The 20,173-nt window shown below is 66.9% G+C and carries 16 protein-coding genes; 10 read left to right on the top strand and 6 right to left on the bottom strand.

The window, feature by feature from the left end:
* The first annotated feature begins 14 nt into the window (after positions 1-14).
* The 5 genes from ACVRRC_RS02410 to ACVRRC_RS02390 are packed head-to-tail and all read left to right on the top strand — an operon-like array spanning position 15 to position 5,591.
* Positions 15-1,112 (top strand): flagellar basal body P-ring protein FlgI, encoded by a 1,098-nt coding sequence (locus tag ACVRRC_RS02410; RefSeq protein WP_068506044.1) that lies wholly within the window; start codon positions 15-17, stop codon positions 1,110-1,112.
* An 8-nt stretch (positions 1,113-1,120) separates the two neighbouring features.
* Complete coding sequence (locus tag ACVRRC_RS02405; RefSeq protein ID WP_472996585.1) at positions 1,121-2,233, top strand: lytic transglycosylase domain-containing protein; 1,113 nt, start codon at positions 1,121-1,123, stop codon at positions 2,231-2,233.
* A complete protein-coding gene (gene flgK / locus ACVRRC_RS02400) occupies positions 2,230-3,609 on the top strand; it encodes a flagellar hook-associated protein FlgK (protein WP_045158124.1) in 1,380 nt (459 codons plus the stop codon). Before ACVRRC_RS02405 ends, flgK begins: the two co-directional genes overlap by 4 nt.
* 21 nt (positions 3,610-3,630) lie before the next feature.
* The gene (gene flgL, locus ACVRRC_RS02395; RefSeq protein ID WP_048328187.1) at positions 3,631-4,539 is read left to right on the top strand and encodes a flagellar hook-associated protein FlgL; all 909 of its coding nucleotides are present in this window, start codon (positions 3,631-3,633) and stop codon (positions 4,537-4,539) included.
* A 14-nt stretch (positions 4,540-4,553) separates the two neighbouring features.
* Complete coding sequence (locus ACVRRC_RS02390; protein ID WP_048328189.1) at positions 4,554-5,591, top strand: hypothetical protein; 1,038 nt, start codon at positions 4,554-4,556, stop codon at positions 5,589-5,591.
* Between the two features lie 11 nt (positions 5,592-5,602).
* On the opposite strand, the gene ACVRRC_RS02385 is transcribed toward ACVRRC_RS02390, so the two are convergent.
* Positions 5,603-6,766 carry a lactonase family protein gene (locus ACVRRC_RS02385; RefSeq protein ID WP_472996584.1) on the bottom strand — a complete coding sequence of 388 codons (1,164 nt, stop codon included), beginning with the start codon at positions 6,764-6,766 and terminating at the stop codon, positions 5,603-5,605.
* A gap of 158 nt (positions 6,767-6,924) precedes the next feature.
* Between ACVRRC_RS02385 and ACVRRC_RS02380 the strand changes: the two genes are divergently transcribed.
* Together ACVRRC_RS02380 and ACVRRC_RS02375 are read left to right on the top strand one after the other, a co-directional pair.
* Positions 6,925-8,082, top strand: coding sequence for an acyl-CoA dehydrogenase family protein (locus tag ACVRRC_RS02380; protein ID WP_013981343.1), 1,158 nt, complete (start codon positions 6,925-6,927; stop codon positions 8,080-8,082).
* Positions 8,079-10,865 carry a response regulator gene (locus ACVRRC_RS02375; RefSeq protein WP_020308003.1) on the top strand — a complete coding sequence of 929 codons (2,787 nt, stop codon included), beginning with the start codon at positions 8,079-8,081 and terminating at the stop codon, positions 10,863-10,865. Before ACVRRC_RS02380 ends, ACVRRC_RS02375 begins: the two co-directional genes overlap by 4 nt.
* Here the strand turns inward: ACVRRC_RS02375 and ACVRRC_RS02370 are convergent.
* The 3 genes from ACVRRC_RS02370 to ACVRRC_RS02360 are packed head-to-tail and all read right to left on the bottom strand — an operon-like array spanning position 10,828 to position 14,386.
* Positions 10,828-11,049 (bottom strand): hypothetical protein, encoded by a 222-nt coding sequence (locus ACVRRC_RS02370; RefSeq protein ID WP_472996583.1) that lies wholly within the window; start codon positions 11,047-11,049, stop codon positions 10,828-10,830. The two genes, ACVRRC_RS02375 and ACVRRC_RS02370, sit on opposite strands and share 38 nt — an antisense overlap.
* The gene (locus ACVRRC_RS02365) at positions 11,046-12,173 is read right to left on the bottom strand and encodes a PepSY-associated TM helix domain-containing protein (protein WP_181090436.1); all 1,128 of its coding nucleotides are present in this window, start codon (positions 12,171-12,173) and stop codon (positions 11,046-11,048) included. The genes ACVRRC_RS02370 and ACVRRC_RS02365 overlap by 4 nt, the downstream gene beginning before the upstream one ends.
* Positions 12,173-14,386, bottom strand: coding sequence for a TonB-dependent receptor (locus ACVRRC_RS02360; protein ID WP_108241260.1), 2,214 nt, complete (start codon positions 14,384-14,386; stop codon positions 12,173-12,175). Before ACVRRC_RS02360 ends, ACVRRC_RS02365 begins: the two co-directional genes overlap by 1 nt.
* Before the next feature lie 293 nt (positions 14,387-14,679).
* On the opposite strand from ACVRRC_RS02360, the gene ACVRRC_RS02355 reads away from it, so the two are divergent.
* The 3 genes from ACVRRC_RS02355 to ACVRRC_RS02345 all read left to right on the top strand — a co-directional run bounded on the left by ACVRRC_RS02355 (position 14,680) and on the right by ACVRRC_RS02345 (position 16,827).
* On the top strand, positions 14,680-15,141 hold the full coding sequence (locus ACVRRC_RS02355) for a YybH family protein (protein WP_013981348.1): 462 nt from the start codon (positions 14,680-14,682) through the stop codon (positions 15,139-15,141).
* Positions 15,142-15,226: 85 nt separating this feature from the next.
* Positions 15,227-15,583, top strand: a complete 357-nt coding sequence (locus tag ACVRRC_RS02350) for a YciI family protein (protein WP_011911395.1) — start codon at positions 15,227-15,229, stop codon at positions 15,581-15,583.
* A gap of 2 nt (positions 15,584-15,585) precedes the next feature.
* Positions 15,586-16,827: an RNA polymerase sigma factor gene (locus ACVRRC_RS02345; protein WP_019407413.1), complete on the top strand. Its 1,242-nt coding sequence runs from the start codon at positions 15,586-15,588 to the stop codon at positions 16,825-16,827.
* Positions 16,828-16,954: 127 nt separating this feature from the next.
* On the opposite strand, the gene ACVRRC_RS02340 is transcribed toward ACVRRC_RS02345, so the two are convergent.
* Together ACVRRC_RS02340 and ACVRRC_RS02335 are read right to left on the bottom strand one after the other, a co-directional pair.
* Positions 16,955-18,298 (bottom strand): sigma-54-dependent transcriptional regulator, encoded by a 1,344-nt coding sequence (locus ACVRRC_RS02340; protein WP_014595458.1) that lies wholly within the window; start codon positions 18,296-18,298, stop codon positions 16,955-16,957.
* 31 nt (positions 18,299-18,329) lie between these two features.
* A complete protein-coding gene (locus ACVRRC_RS02335) occupies positions 18,330-20,093 on the bottom strand; it encodes a sensor histidine kinase (RefSeq protein WP_049325344.1) in 1,764 nt (587 codons plus the stop codon).
* Positions 20,094-20,173: the final 80 nt, after the last annotated feature.

Genomic DNA, 20,173 nt, shown 5'->3' with positions numbered 1-20,173 from the left:
TGGAAGTTTTTCCGATGCGTGTGAAGCTGTTTCTCGCCGCCGTCGCGCTGTGCTGGCAACTGCCGGCGCAGGCCGTGCCGCTGATGGATCTGGTGGATATCGAGGGCATCCGCGGCAACCAGCTGATCGGTTATGGCCTGGTGGTCGGCCTCGATGGCACCGGTGACAAGAACCAGGTGAAGTTCACCAGCCACTCGGTGGCCAACATGATCAAGCAGTTCGGCATCAACCTGCCGCCGAACGTCGACCCGAAGCTGAAGAACGTCGCTGCAGTGACGGTTACCGCCACGGTGCCGCCGTCCTACAGTCCGGGGCAGAGCGTCGATGTCACCGTGTCCTCGCTGGGCGACGCCAAGAGCCTGCGCGGCGGCCAGCTGCTGATGACTCCGCTGCAGGGTGTCGACGGCGAGGTCTATGCCGTGGCCCAGGGCGCGCTGGTAGTCGGCGGGGTGAATGCCGAGGGTGCCAGTGGTTCCAAGGTGGCGATCAACACCTCCAACAGCGGGCTGATCCCCAACGGCGCGACGGTGGAGCGGATGATTCCCACCGACTTCACCGAGCGCCCGGAGGTGATGCTCAACGTGCGTCAACCGAGCTTCCAGACCGTCACCCGCGTGGTCGATGCGGTCGATGGCTATTTCGGCAAGGGCACCGCCACTGCGCTCAATGCCACCAAGGTTTCGATTCGTGCGCCGGTCACCAGCACCCAGCGCATGAGCTTCATGGCCATGCTCGAACGCCTGGATGTGGAAGAAGGTCGTGTGCGGCCGAAGGTGGTGTTCAACAGCCGCACCGGTACCGTGGTGGTCGGCGAGGGCGTGCGCGTGAAGGCCGCCGCGGTGGCCCATGGCTCGCTCACCGTGACCATCAGCGAGCGGCCCCAGGTCAGCCAGCCCGGCCCCTTCTCCCAGGGTCAGACCGCCGTGGTGCCGCAATCGGACGTGTCGGTCGAACAGGATCGCAAGGCCATGTTCAAGTGGCCGGAAGGCGCCAGCCTGGAAAGCATCATCAACACCATCAACAGTCTGGGCGCGACCCCGGATGACGTGATGAGCATCCTCCAGTCGCTGGAACGCGCCGGCGCACTGAACGCCGAACTGATCGTGATGTAAGGCCGCCCATGAGCATCGTTTCCCTACCGCACCACCTCAATGCCATGCGCGCGCGCCACGATGGTCCGAGCGCCGCGCGCCGTCAGCAGCTGGAGATGGTTTCCGAGCAGTTCGAGGCCATGTTCCTGCAGCAGATCCTCAAGCAGATGCGCAAGGCCGGCGACGTGCTGTCAGCCGGCAACCCGATGCGCAGCCGCGAGCTGGACACCATGCGCGACTTCTACGACGAAGTGCTGGCCGAAACCCTGGCCGGCAAGCGCCAGACCGGCATCGCCGACATGCTGGTGCAGCAGCTCTCCGGCGGCCTTGACGGCACGGCGCCGGCGCCTGCCGCGCTCGGTCTGGCCAGTGTCGGGCAGGGCGGCCAGCATGCGCTGCGCGGCACCTGGCAGCGTGGCGTCGAAGCGCTGGACAGCGCCTGGGCGGCGGGCAAGGCGGGCTTTCGCGCACTGGTAGACAGCGTCATCAAACACGAGTCCAGCGGCAACATCGCCGCCGTCTCGCCCCAGGGTGCCCGCGGGCTGATGCAGCTGATGCCCGGCACTGCACGCGACATGGCCGCCGAGCTTGGTCTGCCCTTCGACGAAGCGCGGCTGACCAGCGATGCCGAGTACAACAAGCGCCTGGGCAGCGCCTACCTGAGCAAGATGCTCGAGCGCTACGACGGTCACCAGGCGCTGGCGCTGGCGGCGTACAACGCCGGCCCCGGCAAGGTCGACGAGTGGCTGAAGAACCATGGCGACCCGCGCCGCGGCGAGATCGATGCGGCCAGCTGGATCCAGAAGATCCCCTTCCAGGAAACCCGCGACTACACGCGCAACATCCTCAAGGATTTGCAGGCGGCCAACAGCCAGCCGCGCGAGCCGCAGACCGCCGTGCAGGCGTCCGGCTGGTCGCCGGCGGCGCAGGGGAGCATTGCCACCGCCGAGCGCCTGTCCCGGGGTCAGTTGCTCGCAGCCGTGGAGGGCAAGCTCATCGGCGCGCAACAGCCGGCGCCCGTCGCGCTTAATGAGGCGCCCCTGGCTGTCGCCTTGGATAGACAACAGCCGGTTGTCGCTCGCCATCTCTCCGTGGCGTTCGCCCAACCGATCCGCATCGATTCGAAGGAAGCCCTGTCGTGAGTGTCTTGAGTCAGATTGGCTACAGCGGCGTACGCGCCTCGCAGATCGCCCTAACCGCGACCGGGCAGAACATCGCCAACGTCAACACGCCCGGCTTCAGCCGTCTGGCGCCGGAGATGCATTCGGTCGGCGGCCAGACCGCCACCAGCATCGGCGGCGGTGTGCAGGTCAGCAGCATCCGCCGGCTGTCCAACGATTTCCAGAACCAGCAGCTCTGGCGCGCCAGCACCGACAAGAACTACTACGGCACCAGCCAGCAGTACCTGACCGCGCTGGAAGGCTTGATCCACAGCGAAGGCTCCAGCGTCAGCGTCGGCCTGGACAACTTCTTCGCCGCGCTCAGCGAGGCCAGCTCCACGCCGGAATCCATCGGCCTGCGCCAGCAGATCATCGGCGAGGCCAAGCAGCTGGCGCAGCGCTTCAACGGCCTGAACGGCAACATCGGCACCCAGCTCAACGCCCTGCAGGGCCAGCGTGTGGCGATGGTCGCCGAGATCAACGGGCTGTCCGGCAACATCGCCGAGCTGAACGCGGAAATTCTCAAGATGGAGTCGGCCGGGCGCGATACCGCCACCCTGCGCGACTACCGCGAGAACCTGATCAAGGACCTCAGCCAGTACGCCGGTATCCGCGTGCAGGAAGTCGCCGACGGTACGCTGACTGTGTCCCTGGCCAACGGTCAGCCGCTGGTGGCCGGTACCACTGCCGGCCAGCTGCGGGTCGAGCAGAACCTGGCCGGCGAACAGGAGCTGACCCTGGTGTTCGCCAAGACCACCTTCCCGCTGGTGCAGGACGGCCTCGGCGGCTCGCTGGGCGCGCTCTACGACATGGAATATGGCGCGCTGCGTCCGGCCCAGGCCGACCTGCACGACATGGCCGCCGCCCTGGCACAGATGGTCAACGACACCCTCGCCGGCGGCTTCGACCTCAATGGCAATCCGGGCCAGCCGCTGTTTGTCCACACCCCTGGCAGCACCAGCGGCATGCTCGCGGTGACCGCGCTGACCCCGGAGCAGCTGGCCTTTTCCTCCGCCGGGCAGAGCGGCACCGGCGAAGTCGGCAACAACCAGAACCTGCTGGCGCTGCTGGAACTCAAGTCGGCCAAGGTCAACGTGGCCGGTAGCGATGTACCGCTCAACGACGCCTACGCCGGCCTCGTCGGCCGTGTCGGCAGTGCCAGTCGGCAGAACAAGGCCGACCTTGCCGCCGCCACCGTCGTCGCCGAGCAGGCCCAGGCCCAGCGCGACAGCGTCAGCGCGGTGAACCTGGACGAGGAAGCGGTGAACCTGATGGCCTACGAGCAGGCCTATCAGGCCAACATGAAGGTCATCAGCACCTCCAACGACCTGTTCAACGCCGTACTGGCGATGTTCTGAGCCGACTGACGAGAAGACACCATGCGCATTTCCAACGCCCAGATCACCGCCATGATGCACGGCTCACTGAACAACAGCTCCGAGAAGCTCGGCAAGCTGATGCAGCAGATGGCCAGCGGCCAGCGCATGCTGGTGCCATCCGACGACCCGATCTCGGCGGTCCGCGTGCTGCGCATCCAGCGTGAGGAAGCCAGCCTGACGCAGTACCGCACCAACATCGCCAACGTCTCAGGCAACCTGTCCAAGCAGGAAGCCAATCTGAAAGCCGCCTCCGACAGCATGCTGAGCATCCGCGACCTGCTGCTGTGGGCGGCCAACGGCAGCAACACCGGCGAGGATCTGTCGGCCATTGCCAACGAGCTGGAGTCGCTGGAAAACACCGTGCTCAGCTTCGCCAACGTGCGTGACGAGGAAGGTCGTTACCTGTTCTCCGGCACCCGTTCCAACCAGCCGGCAATCGCCCTGGTCGGCGGTGCCTACGTGCTGCAGGGCAACGACCAGCATCGCCAGGCCGCAGTGGCCAACGGCGTGCTGGTGGAGGAGAACGTCACCGCGGCGCAGATCTTCGGCGCCGGCGTCGGCGTGCTCAACGAGCTGCGCAGCCTGGTACAGACACTCAAGGACCCGGCGCTGGATTCCACCGACCCGGCCGTGCGCGCACAGATCACCGCGACCATGGACAGCCTGGACGACACCCACGGCAGGCTGCTCGGCGCGGTCACCGATCTTGGCGGTCGGCAGAACACGCTGACGCTGCTCAGCAGCAGCAACGAGGACGTCTCGCTGGTGAACCAGAAGATCGAGGGCGAGCTGTCGCGGCTGGACTACGCCGGTGCCAGCATCGACCTGAACAACTACCAGCTCTCGCTGCAGGCCACCCAGAAGACTTATCTGAAAATCAACGGCCTGACCCTGTTCGGCATGCTCTGAGGCGAGGAAGCGTGATGAAGATTGGCAAGCAGCTGCCGGCTGTCTCCGCGATCAATCCCCAGGAGCGTCGCCAGCCGCTACCGTCGGACGCCCCGGCCATCACGCGGCGCGCGCCGCTGGCAGGAGAGGGCGGGCATGCCGAGGCCGTCAACAAGAAGAGCACCAGCTTCAGCCTGCAGCTCAACCAGCAACTGTCATCAATGCAGTCGGCAGAAAGCTATCTGAACGACCTGCACGGCCGTCTTTCCCAGCTCAAGCTGAGCCTCAGCCGCGAAATCAGTTCGCCCACCTCCAGTTCCGGCGCGGATGCCATTCGCCACGCCATGCAGGACGTGGAACAGCTGTTGCGCGAACGCAGCAAGCGCTCGGCCAACTCCCTGGACGCGACGCTGAAGCTGCGCCTGAGCGAGCCGGTGCGCAGCCGCTTCAGCCTACAGGGGCTCGATTCCCTCGAAGCCATCCGCCAGTCCGGCCGCGAGACGTTGCTGTTCAGCGGTGGCCGCCAGCTGGCCGAGCCGGTGGCGGTGGTGCTCGACGACGACATGAGCGATGAGCAGATCCTGCGTCGTTTCAACGGTAGCCTGGGCCAATCCGGCATCCGCGCCGAACTCGACGACAACGGCCGGCTGCGCTTCTCTGCCCGCGAAAGCGACTGGCAGCAGCTCAAGGATCAGCTGGCGGTGCAGGGTGAGGACAAGCTTTTCGCCAAGGGCCGCTTTCAGCGTCTGCCGAGCCAGGAAGAGCAGCTGTTGAGGCTTCCCGAGGAACCGGCCTTCGACTCGCTGCGCGAACTGCGGCGCATGCTCGACACCGTTGTGGCTGCGCTGGAGAAGGTCGGCGCGCTGCGCGAGCAGCTCGGTCAGCGCCAGCGCGAGATACGCGAATTTCTCGCGCAGCAGGCCGATGTCGACGAGCAGCAGTGGGCCAAGGATTTTTCCCATTCGGTGTTCAACCTGATGCAGCGCAGCCCCTCCAGCTACGCCGCGGTCACCCAGACGGTGGTGGCACAGGCCAACATCAGCCGCTTCGCGGTGGTCAGCCTGCTGTCCTGAAACGTCGCGGATCAGTTCGGCGTGAGCAGCTTGATATCCGACGGCCGCCCGACCGCCAGGGTCTGCAACGTCTCGCCGAGCTTCCCGCTCTCCGGGTCGCGGCGGATCACCACCAGCGCATCGCTAAGCTGATTGGCTATCAGCATGAAGCGACCGTCCGGCGTGATGGCGAACTCCCGCGGTTCGCGGCCTTCGCTCGGGCGGCGCTGGATTTCGCGCAGCGTGCCGTCGGCCTCGATGGCGAAGACGATGATGTGGTTGTAGTCGCCGCGGTCGCTGACATAGAGAAAGCGGCCATCGGCCGAGGTGTGGATCGCGCCGGGTGAATGACGCACTTCGCTATCGGACTCTTTGAGGTCCAGCAGTTGCCGGCGGGTCAAGGTGCCATTGGTGTAATCGAAGCCAGCCACCTGGGCGCTCAGTTCGAGGGCGAGGTAGGCGTGTTTGCCATTGGGATGGAACACCAGATGGCGCGGGCCGCCACCCGCGGGCAGCTCGATGCTGGCTGGCTCATCCGGCCGCAGCGGGCGTTCGGCATGGCTCGGGTCGTAGCGGTAGACGAACACCCGGTCGGCGCCCAGGTCGCTGACCAGAAGGCGCGTGCCGTCCGGGCTGGGCACCGCCGAATGCACGTGAGGCGATGCCTGGCGTTCGGGGTGCACGCCGCTGGCCTGATGCGCAGCGATCTGCGTGACCGGCAAGGGGCGGCCATCCTCGTCCAGCGGCAGCACCGCCAGGCTGCCGCCGGGGTTGGGTCGCGAGCCATAGTTGCTGACGAACAGGTAGCGGCCATCGGCGCTCAGGCTGGCGTGGGTGGGCTCATCGCCGAGGCTGATGGCCTGGCCGATGGGCTGGTAGTCGCCCTTGGCGTCGCGCTGCCAGGCGCCGACGCGACCGACCGGATCGGCATGGGCCGGGCCGTTCTCATGGGTGGCATAGAGCCGCCCGCGTCGCTCGTCCAGCACCAGCCAGGAGGGGTTGTGGCTCGTCAGCGCCTGCAGCGGCTCCGGCTCGAGCCGTCCCTGCGAGGGGTCGAAGCGCAGGCGCAGCACGCCGGGGCTGTCGCTGTCATGCGTGTAGCTGCCGATCAGGATCTGCATGTCGTTGCTCTCGGCCTGGGCGCCATTGGCCAGCAATGCCCCGGTCAGCAGAGCCAGTGCGAGTCGAAGGCGCATGGGCCGCTTGCCCTTTGTCGAAGAAGTCATGCCACTATGACCGCCAATCTCACGTGGCGCTCCCCACATGGAGCCGCCGCGTTCGAACAAGATCCGACCAAAACGGTCAGATATTCGGCTGGGTGGATGCCGGCCTCCCCAAGATTCCAGGAAGACTCATGGACCATTTGCTCCCCGTTCAGCTGGTCGAATTGCAGAGCATCGCCACCGATCTGGCAGAAAATGTCATCGCGCCCCTGGCCGCCGAGGTCGACGCCGAGTGTCGCTGGCCGGCCCATTCCATGCGCGCGCTCGCCGAGGCCGGCCTGCTCGGCCTGCAGGTTCCGGTGGATCAGGGCGGGCTGGGTCAGGGGCTGCTGGGCCTGTGCGTGCTCACCGAAGCCATTGCCCGTGCCTGTCCGTCCTCTGCCTTGTGCTATGGCATGCATTGCGTGGCCACTGCGGTGATCGCCGCCAAGGCCACCGACCATCAGCGCGAGCACTACCTGAAGGAAATTGCCGCGGGCCGGCATGTCACCACCCTGGCGCTGTCCGAGCAGGGCACCGGTGCGCATTTCTATCTGCCGGAGACCCGCCTGGATGCCGACGGCGAGGATTTCATCGTCGAGGGCACCAAGCAGTTCGTCACCAATGGCGGGCATGCCGATTCCTACGTGGTATCCACCGTGGCGGCCGGCGCCGAAGCCGGGGATTTCAGCTGCCTGATCGTCGACAAGGGCGGGGAGGGTATGCACTGGCTGGATGCCTGGGCCGGTTTCGGAATGCGCGGCAACTCGTCGCGACCGCTGCAGCTCGATCGGGTACGGGTGCCGGCGCGCAACCTGCTGGGCGAGCCGGGCGACCAGGTCTGGTATGTCTTCGAGGTGGTGGCACCGTTCTTTCTCATGGCCATGGCCGGCACCTACCTGGGTATCGCCCAGGCGGCGCTGGACGAGGCGAGTGTGCATCTGCGTTCGCGCCGCTACAGCCATTCCGGCGAGGCCCTGCGCGACGTGGAAAGCCTGCAGGTGCGGTACGGCGAACTCTGGACCGCCCTGGTCAAGAGCCGCGCGCTGGTGCGCGAAGCGGCACGGCGCGGCGATGGCGCGCATCCCGAGGCGCTGTCGTTCATCCTGGCGTGCAAGGCGGACGCGGCGGAAACCGCAGTGCAGCTGGCCAACGAGGCGATGACGCTGTGCGGTGGGGCGGCCTATCGGGAAAACAGCCGTGCTGCCCGGTTGCTGCGGGATGCCCGCGCCGGCCACGTGATGACGCCCACCACCGGGCTGCTCAAACTCTGGACAGGCCGCAGTCTGCTGGGGGTGCCGCTGCTATGAGCGCCCTGCTGCTCGATCGGGTCGCGCTGCTGGAGGCCGATGACAGCGGCCTGCATGAGCAGGTCGCCCGGTGGGCGGCGGCGCACGGCCTGCAGCTGAGCCGCCTGGATGCCGGTGCATTGCCGCCGGACGACGAACAGCCGGCGCTGGTGCTGTTGGCGGCCGCTCTGCCGCGCCCGGTGACCCTGGCGCGACAGCTGCGCAACCACTGGAAAACGGCGCAGATCCTCTTTCTCAGCGAGGATGGCGAAGCCGACGCGCTGCACCGCGCGCTGGGCCCGGCGCCCCTGCTCGGGCCCCACTGGTCCATCGTCAACCTGGGTGCCAATCCACAACAGCAGCTCGATCAGGCGCTGGCCAGCGTGCGGCGACGGGCGCGTCTGCGGACCACGCTGGACCGGGCCAATGCCACGGTGCACGGCAGTCAGTCGAGCAGGCGGCCGCTGCCAACGGCGGAGCTCTATCTGCATCACTTCATCGATGCCGCGCGCGATGCGATCGTCGGCCTCGACCGGGCCGGCGCGGTGCTCTACTGGAGTGCCGGCGCGGCCGAGCTGTTCGGCCTTGCGCGCGCCGAGGTGCTGGGTCGTACCGCGAGTGGTCTGCCGTTCTGGAGCCCGGAGCTGGGCCAGGCGCTGGCACGCGCGCTGGACTGCGACACGACGCAGACGCTGCAGCACGAGGACGCCGTCAGCGGCCGCGCCCTGGAGATCGTCGTGGCCGCGGTCTGTGCGGCGGATGGTGCCGTGGTGGGCGCTGCCCTGACCCTGCGCGATGTGTCGGCACTGGTGGCCGAGCGCCGCGCCAGCGAGCTGCACGGGCGCCGACTCGACGAGGAGCGCGCGCATCTGCAGCGGCTGTTCGACCAGGCACCGGGCTTCATCGCCATCACCGAAGGGCCGCGCCACGAACTGAAGATCGCCAACCGCGCCTTCCATCAGCTGGTTGGTGCCCGCGAACTGCTCGGCCGCCCGGCATTCAAGGCCTTTCCGCAGCTGGAGAGCCGTGCGCTGTCCGAGCTGCTGCAGCAGGTCTACGTTACCGGGCGGCCCTATCTCGGCCGTGACCTCGCCGTGCGCGTGCGCCCGCAGACCGGTGGCAAGGCCGAGCGACGCTACCTCAACTTCGTTTTCCAGCCGGTATTCAGCGAGGACGAGCGGGTCACCGGTATTTTCTGCCAGGGTCATGACGTCACCGCCCAGGTGCTGGCGCAGCAGGCCTTGCAGCGCTCCAGCGAGCGGCTGCAGGAACTGGTCGAGGAACGCACTCGCGAACTGGAGCTGAGCCGGCAGGCGCTGTACCAGTCGCAGAAGCTCGAGGCCATCGGCAAGCTCACGGGCGGCGTGGCCCATGATTTCAACAACGTGCTGCAGGTAATCGCCGGCAATCTGCAGTTGCTGCAGCCGCTGGTGGAGGAGCACCGCAGCGCGGCCAAGCGCGTCGATGCTGCCAGCTCGGCAGTCGAACGCGGTGCCAAGCTGGCGCGCCAGCTGCTGGCCTTTGCCCGCCGCCAGCCGCTGCGGCCGCAGCCGACCAACCTCGGCCGGCTGTTGCGCGATCTCGACGAGCTGCTGCGCCAGGCCATCGGCGAGCACATCGAGATCGAAACCGTGGTCGCCGGCGGCCTGTGGACCACCATGGTCGATCCGCATCAGCTCGAGCAGGTGGTGCTCAACCTGGCGATCAATGCCCGCGATGCCATGCCCGAGGGCGGCAAGCTGACCCTGGAATTGGGCAACGCCATGCTCGACGAACTCTATGCGGGCACCCAGGCCGATGTGACGCCCGGTCAGTACGTGCTGCTGGCGGTGTCCGACACTGGCATCGGCATGCCTGCCGAGATCATCGAGCAGGCCTTCGAACCCTTTTTCACCACCAAGCCGGAAGGCCACGGTACCGGCCTGGGCCTGAGCATGGCTTACGGTTTCGCCAAGCAGAGTGGCGGGCATATCCGCCTCTACAGCGAGCCGGGCTCGGGTACCACGGTCAAGCTCTACCTGCCGCGTACCGAGCAGCCCGAAGTACAGGCGCTGCCAGCCACCGTCGGCCCGGTGGTGGGCGGCAGCGAAACCATTCTGGTGGTGGAGGACGACCTGCCCGTACAGGCCACGGTGATCGAACTGCTCACTGGTCTCGGCTATTCGGTGTTGCGTGCCAACGATGCGCAGAGCGCCCTGAGCATCCTGCAGAGCGGCATCGGTATCGACCTGCTGTTCACCGATGTGGTCATGCCCGGGCCGCTGAGCAGCACCGAACTGGCGCGCCAGGCACGGCTGCTGCAGCCGGACGTCGCGGTGCTGTTCACGTCCGGCTACACGCGCAATGCGGTGGTTCATGGCGGGCGCCTGGACCCGGGCGTGGAGCTGCTGAGCAAGCCCTACCGGCAGGAAGACCTGGCGCGCAAGGTGCGTCAGCTGCTGGGTGCCCAGCTTGGGGACGACAAGACCGCGCCGCGGCAGTGGGTGATGGTCGTGGAGGACCAGCCGCAGCTGCTGACGCTGACCTGCGAGATGGTCGAGGAGCTGGGTTACGGCGTGCGCGGCTATCCGGACGCGGAAACGGCGGCAAAGGCGCTGCATGAGCAGCGTTTCGACCAGCTGCTGCTGGACGTCAACCTGCCCGGTCGCTCGGGCCCGGAATTCGCTGCCGAGGCGCTGAAGACCCAGCCGTGGCTGCGACTGGTCTTCGTCTCCGGCGAGGGCCGTATCGACAGCCGGCTGCCGGCGCGTTCGTTACCCAAGCCGTTCAGCTTCGATCAGCTCGCCGAGGTGCTTCGCCCCTGAAATCGTCGCTGCGCGCCTGAGCCCGGGCGCTGCAGCGGGTCAGGCCATGCACGCCGACGGCGACCGGTGCTGCCAGGGCCAGCCAGCTCAGCCAGTCGCCGGCGCCTTCGGAAACCAGGCCGGCGATCAGTCCGGCGGCGGACAACACGGCGATCACCACCGGCCACAACCAGATGCGCATCATGTCCGCACCTCGGTCGCGCCGCGCTTGAGCCAGAGGTACAGGCCGCTGCCCAGCACGACGATGGTGAGGATATCCAGCAGCGCCCAGAGCACCTTCAGCGGCAGGCCACCGTAGTCGCCGAAGTGCAGCGGCTCGGACAGCTGCAGCGCGGTGACGTACCAGGGCCGCGCGCTGGCCTCCAGCACCTCGCCGTTGGCGGGGTCGACCAGCAGCGCCTGGCTCAGGCGCGAGGTCAGCGGTGTGTCGCCATGCAGCATCACTGCGACATGCTCCGGCGTGGCGCGCAGGGTACCGGGGTAGGCGATCATTGCCACCGCCATGCCCGGCGCGGCGGCCAGCACGCGATCCACCGCGGTCTGCAGCGAGCCGTCCGCGGCCGGTGCATCACTGGCGTCCTTCGGCAGCAACACGCGGGTCTTGCCGGCCTGCAGGGCGGCGACCTGTTCGGCCTGCCAGGCCTGGAAGATCAGGTCCGCCCAGGTGTTGATCACCCCGGTGAAGCCCACCGCCAGCGCCCAGACCAGGGTGACGATGCCGAGAAGGTTGTGCAGGTCCAGCCAGCGGGTGCGGGCAGTGCGTTCCTGACGCACTTCGCCGAAGCGCAGCTTGCGCATGAAGGGCGCGTAGAGCACCACGCCGGAGATGATCGCCACCATCAGCAGCAGGCCCATGAAGCCGAGGAACAGCTTGCCCGCCAGCCCCGCGTAGAGGTCGACGTGCAGGCGGTACATGATGCTCATGAACCCCTCGTCGAAGTTCGGCGCGCCCAGTACCTCGGCCGTGCGGGCGTCGGAGAGGATCAGCGTCGACCCGCTTTCATCGGTATCGACGCGGGTATCGAGTTTGACGTACCAGACATCCGGATCGTCTTCTTCGGCGAAGAAATACAGCGGCACCAGCCCCGGATAGGCCTCGACCGCCTTGGCAGCCACCTGATCGACCGGAGCGCGCGGCGTGCCTTCTGGCATCGCCGGCGCCTCGATCTCGTTGCCGGTCAGGTGATCGATCTCATGCGAGAAGATCAACGGCAGGCCGGTCAGGCACAGCATCAGGATAAACAGCGTGCAGACCAGGCTGGACCACTTGTGGACCCAGCCCCAGCGACGAAGCGTGGCTGCCTGCATCAGAAGTCGACCGTGGCGCTGACCGACAGCGTGCGCGGGGCGCCGAGGACGAGGTAACCCTGGTCGGGGTAACCGCCGGCCGAGGCCCAGTAGTCGCGGCCGGTGACATTCTCCAGGTTGGCGCGCAGAACTACGTCCCGCTGCTCCACCACCATGCGGTAGCGTGCGCCCAGATCCCAGCGCGTCCAAGATGGGATCTTTAGGTCATTCGCGGCGTCGGCGTACTGGCTGCTGGTGTAGATGACGCCGCTGGTCAAGGTCAGTCCGTTCATACCCGGCAGATCCCACTCGCCACCGATGTTGGCCTGAGTACGTGGCACGCCAATGGCGCGGTTGCCTTCATTGAGGCCGTTCTCGGTGCTGGTCAGCTCGGCGTCGAGCAGGGTCAAGCCGCCGAGCACACGCACGCCATAGACGGGCTCGCCGAATACGGATAGCTCAATACCGCGATTGCGCTGCTCACCACCGTCGGTAAAGACACCGTTCTCGATCGTGCTGAACGGCCGGTCAGTCGTGAACAACGCCAGGCTGCCGCCGACATTTCCGCCGTCGTACTTGATGCCCACTTCGGTCTGTTTCGAGACGTACGGAGCCAGTGCCGCGCCGGCATTAGTGACAGGGGCGCCACCACTGCTGGCCGGTGCGATGTCTCCTTTGACCAATGCTTCGATGTAGTTGGCGTACAGCGACAAATTGTCGGTCAGCTTGTAGACGACACCCGCTGAGGGCGTGGTCTCGTAGCTGTTATAGGACGAGGCGCGCAGTCCCGAATTATAGTCGTAGGTCTTGGCTTCGATGCCCTGGCGACGGGCGCCGAGGGTAACCAGCAGGCGATCATTCAGGAAGCCCAGGGTATCGGCGATGGCCAGGCTCTGAGTGTGGGTTCGCTCGGTGACGTGCGGGTTGGACATCGAGCCGCCGACGAAGAAGTCGGCCGCTGGCATGGCGGTGTCGTAGGGGTCGTAGAGATCATTGTCGAAGCCCGCAAAGTCGGAGAAGGCATAGGCGTTGCGCGCTTCCACGTCGAACATCGCCGCCGAGACGACCCATTGGTGCGATACCGCACCGGTCTGTGCGAGACCACGCAGGCCAACTTCGCTCGTGAACACTTCTTCCTCGCGCACATTGTCGAAGCGGTACGCGGTGAGGTTGCCGTTCGCATCGGAGCGCGGATTGGCCAAACGATTCTTTTCCTCGCCCTCACGCACGCCGGCTGCGAGCCAGCCGGTTACGGCATCGGAGAAGTCATATTCGGCGCGGAAGGTGCCGAAAGTCTGCTTTTCCTTCGAATAGGTCCAAGGCTGGGCAAAGTTGTCGTCGGCATCCGGCGCGCTGGGAATGCCACCGCTCGGCGTGACGCTCGGTCGTGGCTGGTCGATGAAGTGGTACTGGTGACCGATGTCACCGGAGAGGCGGAAGTTGTCGCCCTGGTAATCGAGGCCAAGGGCGAACATGTCGAGGGTGCGATCCTCGTCTTCGACCGTGGTCTCGCCGGCACGCTTGGCCGCGTTCAGGCGCACACCGAAGCGCTCCTCTTCGCCGAAGCGGCGGGCGATATCGGCGTGGGTCATGGCCTGGCCACCGTTTTCGGCACCGACGGTCAGTCGCGTCAGCGGCTCGTTCGGCGCGCGCTTGGGCAGGATGTTGATCGCCCCGCCAATGCCGCTGCCACCTGGGGCTGCGCCGTTGAGGAAGGTGTTGGCGCCGCGGAACACTTCCACCCGCTCGATGAACTCGGCGGCTACATACTGGCGCGGCAGCAGGCCATAAAGGCCGTTGTAGGAAATGTCATCGGAGTACACCGGGAAACCGCGCACCACGTACAGCTCCTGGAAGTTGCCGAAGCCGCGGGCAACGCGCACCGAGGGGTCGTTCTGCAGCACGTCCGACACGCTGCGAGCCTGCTGATCCTGGATCAGCTGCGAGGTATAGGACGTCGAGGTGAACGGCGTTTCCATGTAATCGCGGTTGCCGAGAATACCCACGCGCCCACCGCGGGCGACCTGTTCGCCGGCGTAGGGTTGGGTCAGCCCGTCTGCAGAGGCGTCCGCGCTGGCGGTGATTTCCACCGATTGCAGCTCGACCGGCTCGGCCGCACTGCTCTGTGCTCCCTCTTCGAGTTGTTCCTGGGCCATGAGCGGCGAGCCAGCGAAGCTGGCGGCAAGGCAAACGGGCAGCAGTGCGGTTTTACGCGAGAAGCGAAGAGTGGGCATGACGGACCTGACCGGGCATTGGACTGTAGGTGGCGGAGGACGGCTCGGCTGGCGATGCGAGCCTGTGCCATCTGAGAGCCACTATCGTATATAAAGGATAACAATTCGCAACTGTATTCCGCCTGGCGGTGCCGTGCCATGGCGGCGCGCTAGGCATGCCAAGGCGTCTGGCCCGCGGCCCGTCGCCTGTCGGTCTTCTGAAAAAAAAAGATTCGCCCGGCCTGTCGATCCATGGGCGCGCCGAACGACTACTGGCTGAACCCACCCGTTCAACCCGATCACAGGAGACGGACATGAGCACCGAAACCCGCCAGGATGAAACCGCCATTCGCCAGCTGCACGAAGACTTCGAGCAGGCCATTGGCGCCAAGGATCTCGACCGGATCATGGCGCAGTACGCGCCGGAGGTGGTCGCCTTCGATGCCGTGGGCGCGTTGCAGTTCAAGGGCGTGCCCGAGTACCGCGCGCACTGGCAGCGCTGCTTCGAGTTCTGCCAGGGCGAAGGCTTCTTCGAGACCCACGAGCTGCACGTGGACGTCGGCGGCGAGCTGGCCTGCAGCCGCATGCTCAGCCACTGCGGCGGCCCCAACGCCGAAGGCGAGATGCAGAGCGCGTGGATGCGCGGCACCCGTGTCTGGGCGCGGCGCGGCGGCGACTGGAAGGTCATCCATGAGCACTTCTCGATGCCCTTCGACATGGAGACCGGCCAGGTATGCATGTCGTCGACACCTTCGGCGGTGCAGCAGGCCGGTTGAGCGCTGCGGAGCTTCGTCGTTCGATCGGGCAGGCTTTGCTCCCGGCTGCTAGCTTTTCTGCGTCCCCAGCAGCCGGAGCCACGCCATGAAATACCTGTGCCTGATCTATTACGACGAGCAGCGCGTGGATGCGCTGACCGATGAACAGTGGCAGGCGCTGGTTGCGCGCTGCCTGAGCTGTGGCGAGGAGCTGCGTGCCAGCGGGCATATGCTCGCCGGGGAACCGCTGCAGTCGGTGCGCACGGCTCGCACGGTGCGCGTGCGCGATGGCATCACTTCGGTGGTCGATGGTCCTTTTGCCGAAACCCGCGAGCAGCTGGCCGGCTTCTACCTGATCGAGGCGGCTGACCAGCGGGAGGCAGAGGCCATCGCGGCGAAGATTCCGCCAGCCAGCCTCGGTTGTGTCGAGGTCCGGCCTTTGCGCCAGCTGCCGCAGCGCTGAGCATGCCGCTCACTGGAGCCATTGCGGCGGCGCAGGTCGAGGCGGTCTACCGCCGCGAATCGCGTCGGGTCCTGGCCACGCTGATCCGCCTGCTGGGTGATTTCGATCGTGCCGAGGAAGCGCTGCAAGACGCCTTCGCCGCCGCGCTGCAGCAATGGCCACGCGATGGCGTTCCGGACAACCCGCGCGCCTGGCTGGTGTCCACCGGTCGCTTCAAGGCCATCGATGCCCTGCGCCGGCGGGCGCGCTTCGATGCCTCGCTGCGGTTGCTGGCCGAGCAGCTGGAAGACGCAGCCGAGGCGGCGGAGGTGGACGAGATGGAAGACGACCGTCTGCGGCTGATCTTCACCTGCTGCCATCCGGCCTTGCCGGCCGATGGTCGCGTGGCGCTGACCCTGCGTGAGGTCTGCGATCTGACCACCGAGGAGATCGCCCGGGCCTTTCTGGCGCCGCCCAGCACCATCGCCCAGCGCATCGTGCGAGCCAAGGCGAAGATCCGCGATGCCCAGCTGCCCTATCGGGTGCCGGAGCGCGCGGAACTGCCGGCACGCCTGGAGAGCGTGCTGCGGGTGATCTACCTGGTGTTCAACGAAGGGTATTCGGCATCGGCCGGGGCATCGTTGACCCGCGCCGACCTCTGCGCCGAGGCCATTCGGCTGGGTCGCCTGCTCTACGAGCTGCTGCCCGACGTGGAGGTCGCCGGGCTGCTGGCGCTGATGCTGCTGCATGATGCCCGGCGCGCCGCACGCACGGATGCCTCCGGCGAGCTGGTGCGGCTGGACGAGCAGGATCGCAGCCTGTGGGATCGGCAGCAGATCGCCGAAGGCGCATTGCTGGTGCAGCGTGCCCTGAGCACGCGTGCCTTCGGCCCCTACGCATTGCAGGCAGCCATCGTTGCCGTGCATGCCGAGGCGCCGAGCGCCGCGCAGACGGACTGGACGCAGATCGTGCGGCTCTACGATGTGTTGCTGCAGTTCAGTCCGTCAGCCGTGGTGGAGCTGAACCGCGCGGTGGCCGTAGCCATGCGCGACGGCGCCGAAGCGGGATTACTGCTGGTGGATGCGCTGTTGGCCCAGGGGCACCTGCAGGACTATCACCTCAGCCACGCCACCCGCGCCGACCTGCTGCGCCAGCTGGCGCGCCTCGACGAGGCTCGCGAGGCGTACCGCAACGCCTTGCGGCTGGTGCAGCTGGAGCCGGAGCGCCGTTTTCTGCAGAGGCAGCTGGATGGGCTGGACAGTTGACTCGACGGGCTCGACGCTTGCGGATGCGTGCGTCAACGCCCCGCGAGGCTCCCATTCGGAGTTGACGACCCTGCTACATGGCGTCGCGCTGCGACGGTTTGCAGAGGCGACGAGGGCGGCGCCGTGATCAGTTGTCGCAACTTCCGGCCGGCAAATAGTCACTGCGGCTCAAGCCGTGGCGCTGCATCTTTTCGTTGAGGGTTCGGCGCGGCAGCTGCAGCAGGGTCATCACCTCGGCAATGTTGCCTTTGCATTGCTGCAACGCATTGTGCAGGCACTGCGCCTCGAAGGCTTCCATCTGCTCGGCCAGCGACTGTCCGCCGCTGCTGGCCGGGGCCGGCGCGCTGAGGCCGAGGGCGTGGCGTTCGGCGGCGTTGATCAGTTCGCGCACGTTGCCCGGCCAGTCGTGGGCGAGCAGCTGCGCCAGTTCGCCGGGCGTCACCGGTGGTGCGGCACGGCCGTGGCGCTGTGCGGCCTGGCTGGCAAAGTGTTCGAACAGCAGCGGAATGTCCTCGCGCCTCTCGCGCAGCGGCGGGATATGCAGCTCGGCGACGTTCAGCCGGTACAGCAGGTCCTCGCGGAAGCGCCCACCACGCACCTCTTCCAGCAAATCCGGCTTGGCCGCGCTGATCACCCGCAGATCGACCTCGATGCTGCGGTTGGAGCCCAGCCGCTCCAGGGTCTTCTCCTGCAGCACGCGTAGCAGCTTGACCTGCTGCGCCAGCGGCATGCTTTCGATCTCGTCGAGAAACAGCGTGCCGCCGGCGGCGTGTTCGATGCGGCCGATGCGCTTGCCCTGGGCGCCGGTAAAGGCGCCGCTTTCATGGCCGAACAGCTCGCTCTCGAAGATGGTTTCCGGGATCGCCGCGCAGTTCAGCGCCACGAACGGCCCGCCCGCACGGGGGCTGAAGTCGTGCAGGCAGCGCGCCACCTGCTCCTTGCCGCTGCCGGTTTCGCCGCGGATCAGCACGTTGACGTCGGTCCCGGCCAGCTCCAGCACCTGGCGTCGCAGGTTATCCATGGCGCGGGACACGCCCAGCAGCTGCGATTCGATACGCCCCTTGCGGGCGAACTGCTCGCGCAGCTGACGGTTCTCGCAGACCAGCCGGCGCTTGTCCATCGCGCGGCGCACGCTGTCCAGCAGGCGCTCGGGGGTAAAGGGCTTCTCGATGAAGTCGTAGGCGCCCTGACGCAGCGCCTGCACGGCCATGGGCACGTCACCGTGGCCGGTGACCATGATCACCGGCAGGTCGGCATCCAGTTCGATCAGCCGTTCGAGCAGGCCGAGGCCGTCGAGGTCGGGCATGCGCACGTCGCTGATCAGCACACCGGGAAAGTCGCGATCCAGTACCGACAGCGCTTCCCGCGCGCGGGAAAAGGTGCGCACCTGGAAGCCGGAGAGCTCCAGCCATTGCTGCACGGCCTGACGGATCGCCGCCTCGTCATCGATGAAGATTACCTGCCCGCTCATTGCCAGCTCCTCGCGCTCGCGTCGCCGCAGTTTACTCGGCGGCGTGCACTTCGGCAGCCGGCAGCGTCAGGGTGAACACCGCGCCCTGTTCGTCGTTGCTCACCTCCAGGGTGCCGCCCATGTCGCGCACGATGCCGTAGGACACCGCCAGGCCCAGGCCCAGGCCCTGACCGACCGGCTTGGTGGTGAAGAAGGGCTCGAACACCTGATCCAGATGCTCGCTGGCAATGCCGCCGCCATTGTCGGCAACGCTGAGCTGCCAGGCGTCGCCGACGCGCCGACAGAGGATGCGCAGGCGCCGTTGCGGTCGCTCGGCCATGGCGTCCAGCGCGTTGTGTAGCAGATTGATCAGCACCTGCTCCAGGCGGATCGCATCGCCACGCACCGTGGCCTCGGCCGGCACCTGGCGGAATACCTCCACCTGCTCGCTGCGAATGCGCGGCGACAGCAGCTGCAGCGCCTGTTCCAGCACATCGGCCAGCGCCAGGTGCTGTTGCAGGCCGGCAGGGCTCTTGCGGGCAAAGGTCTTCAGATGGCCAGTCAACGCGGCCATGCGCTCGAGCAGGCCTTCCACGTGCCCGAGCCCTTCGCGCACTTCGCCCTCGCGGCCGTTGTCGAGCAGCAGGCGCAGGCTGGCCAGCTGCATTCGCAGGGCGGTAAGCGGCTGGTTGATTTCGTGGGCCAGCGCGGCGGACATCTGCCCCAGTGCCGCCATGCGCGCAGCATGCACCAGCTCGTCCTGGGCGGTGTGCAGCTCGCGGGTGCGTTCCTGCACCAGGCGCTCCAGCTCACTGCGGCTGCGCAGTTCGAGGCGGCGGGTCTTGCGTCGCTGTGCCAGGTAGAGCAACAGGAACGCCAGCGTCATCCATACGCCGGCCGCGGCCAGACGATAGCTGCGCACACTGGCGGCGATCGACTGCGGGTCATGCAGCAGGTGCAGGGTCCAGTCTTCCTCGGGCAACGCCAGGCGCTGCCAGAGGTACTCGCGGCGCCCATCCGGGCCGTCCACCAGGCGGCGCTCGCTGCCCTCGTCGAGCTGCTGCACCCGGCTGCTCTGCAGCGGCTGCAGGGTCTGCTCGGCATAGCGGCGCACATCCACCAACCGGCTGCGCACCTCGTCGCTCAGCGGGCGCAGGTAGCGAAAGCGCCAGGCCGGGCGGTTGGTGAGGATGACGATGTCCAGCGAGTCGGCGATCAGCAGGATACCCGGCTGGCCGACCCAGTCGCGCTGCATGTCCTCCAGTTCGAGCTTGACCACCAGTACGCCGAGCAGCTCGCCGGCAGCGTTCTTCACCGAACTTGAAAGGAAATAGCCGGGAATGCCGGTGGTCACGCCGACCGCGAAGTAACGCCCGCTGCCGTTGGCCACGGCGTCGCGGAAATAGGGGCGAAAGGCATAGTTGTTGCCGACGAAGCTGCTCCAGTCACGCCAGTTGCTGGCTGCGATGGTCTCGCCGTTACGATCCAGCAGGTACAGCACCGAGGAGCCCGCGGCGTGGTTCTGCTGCTCCAGGCGCTGGTTGAGCTGGCCGCGCAGCTGGCGGTTGCCCGGGTCGGCGAGTAATGCCTGGATGTCGCTATCCAGCGCCAGCAACGCCGGCACCGAGCGGAAGCGCTCGACCTGGGTGTGGATGGCCTGCGCATAGAGCTCCAGCTGCCCCTGCGATTCCTGCCCGCGCTCGGCCCAGGCGCGCTGCTCGGCCAGCCGCCCGGCCCAGTACATGCTGAGTAGCAGACCGACGAGGATCAACGCCACGATCAGGCTGACGCGGCTGCGGTTGGAGATGACAGGCATTGGCGACGCTCGCGAAAGGACGCGACGATGGTAAGCGAAAGCCGTAGCGCCTGTAGACCGACCGGCGAGCCGATCGACAC

The sequence above is a fragment of the Stutzerimonas sp. LR2 genome, from assembly GCF_055755175.1.
This window is presented reverse-complemented; position numbering and strand designations above follow the sequence as displayed.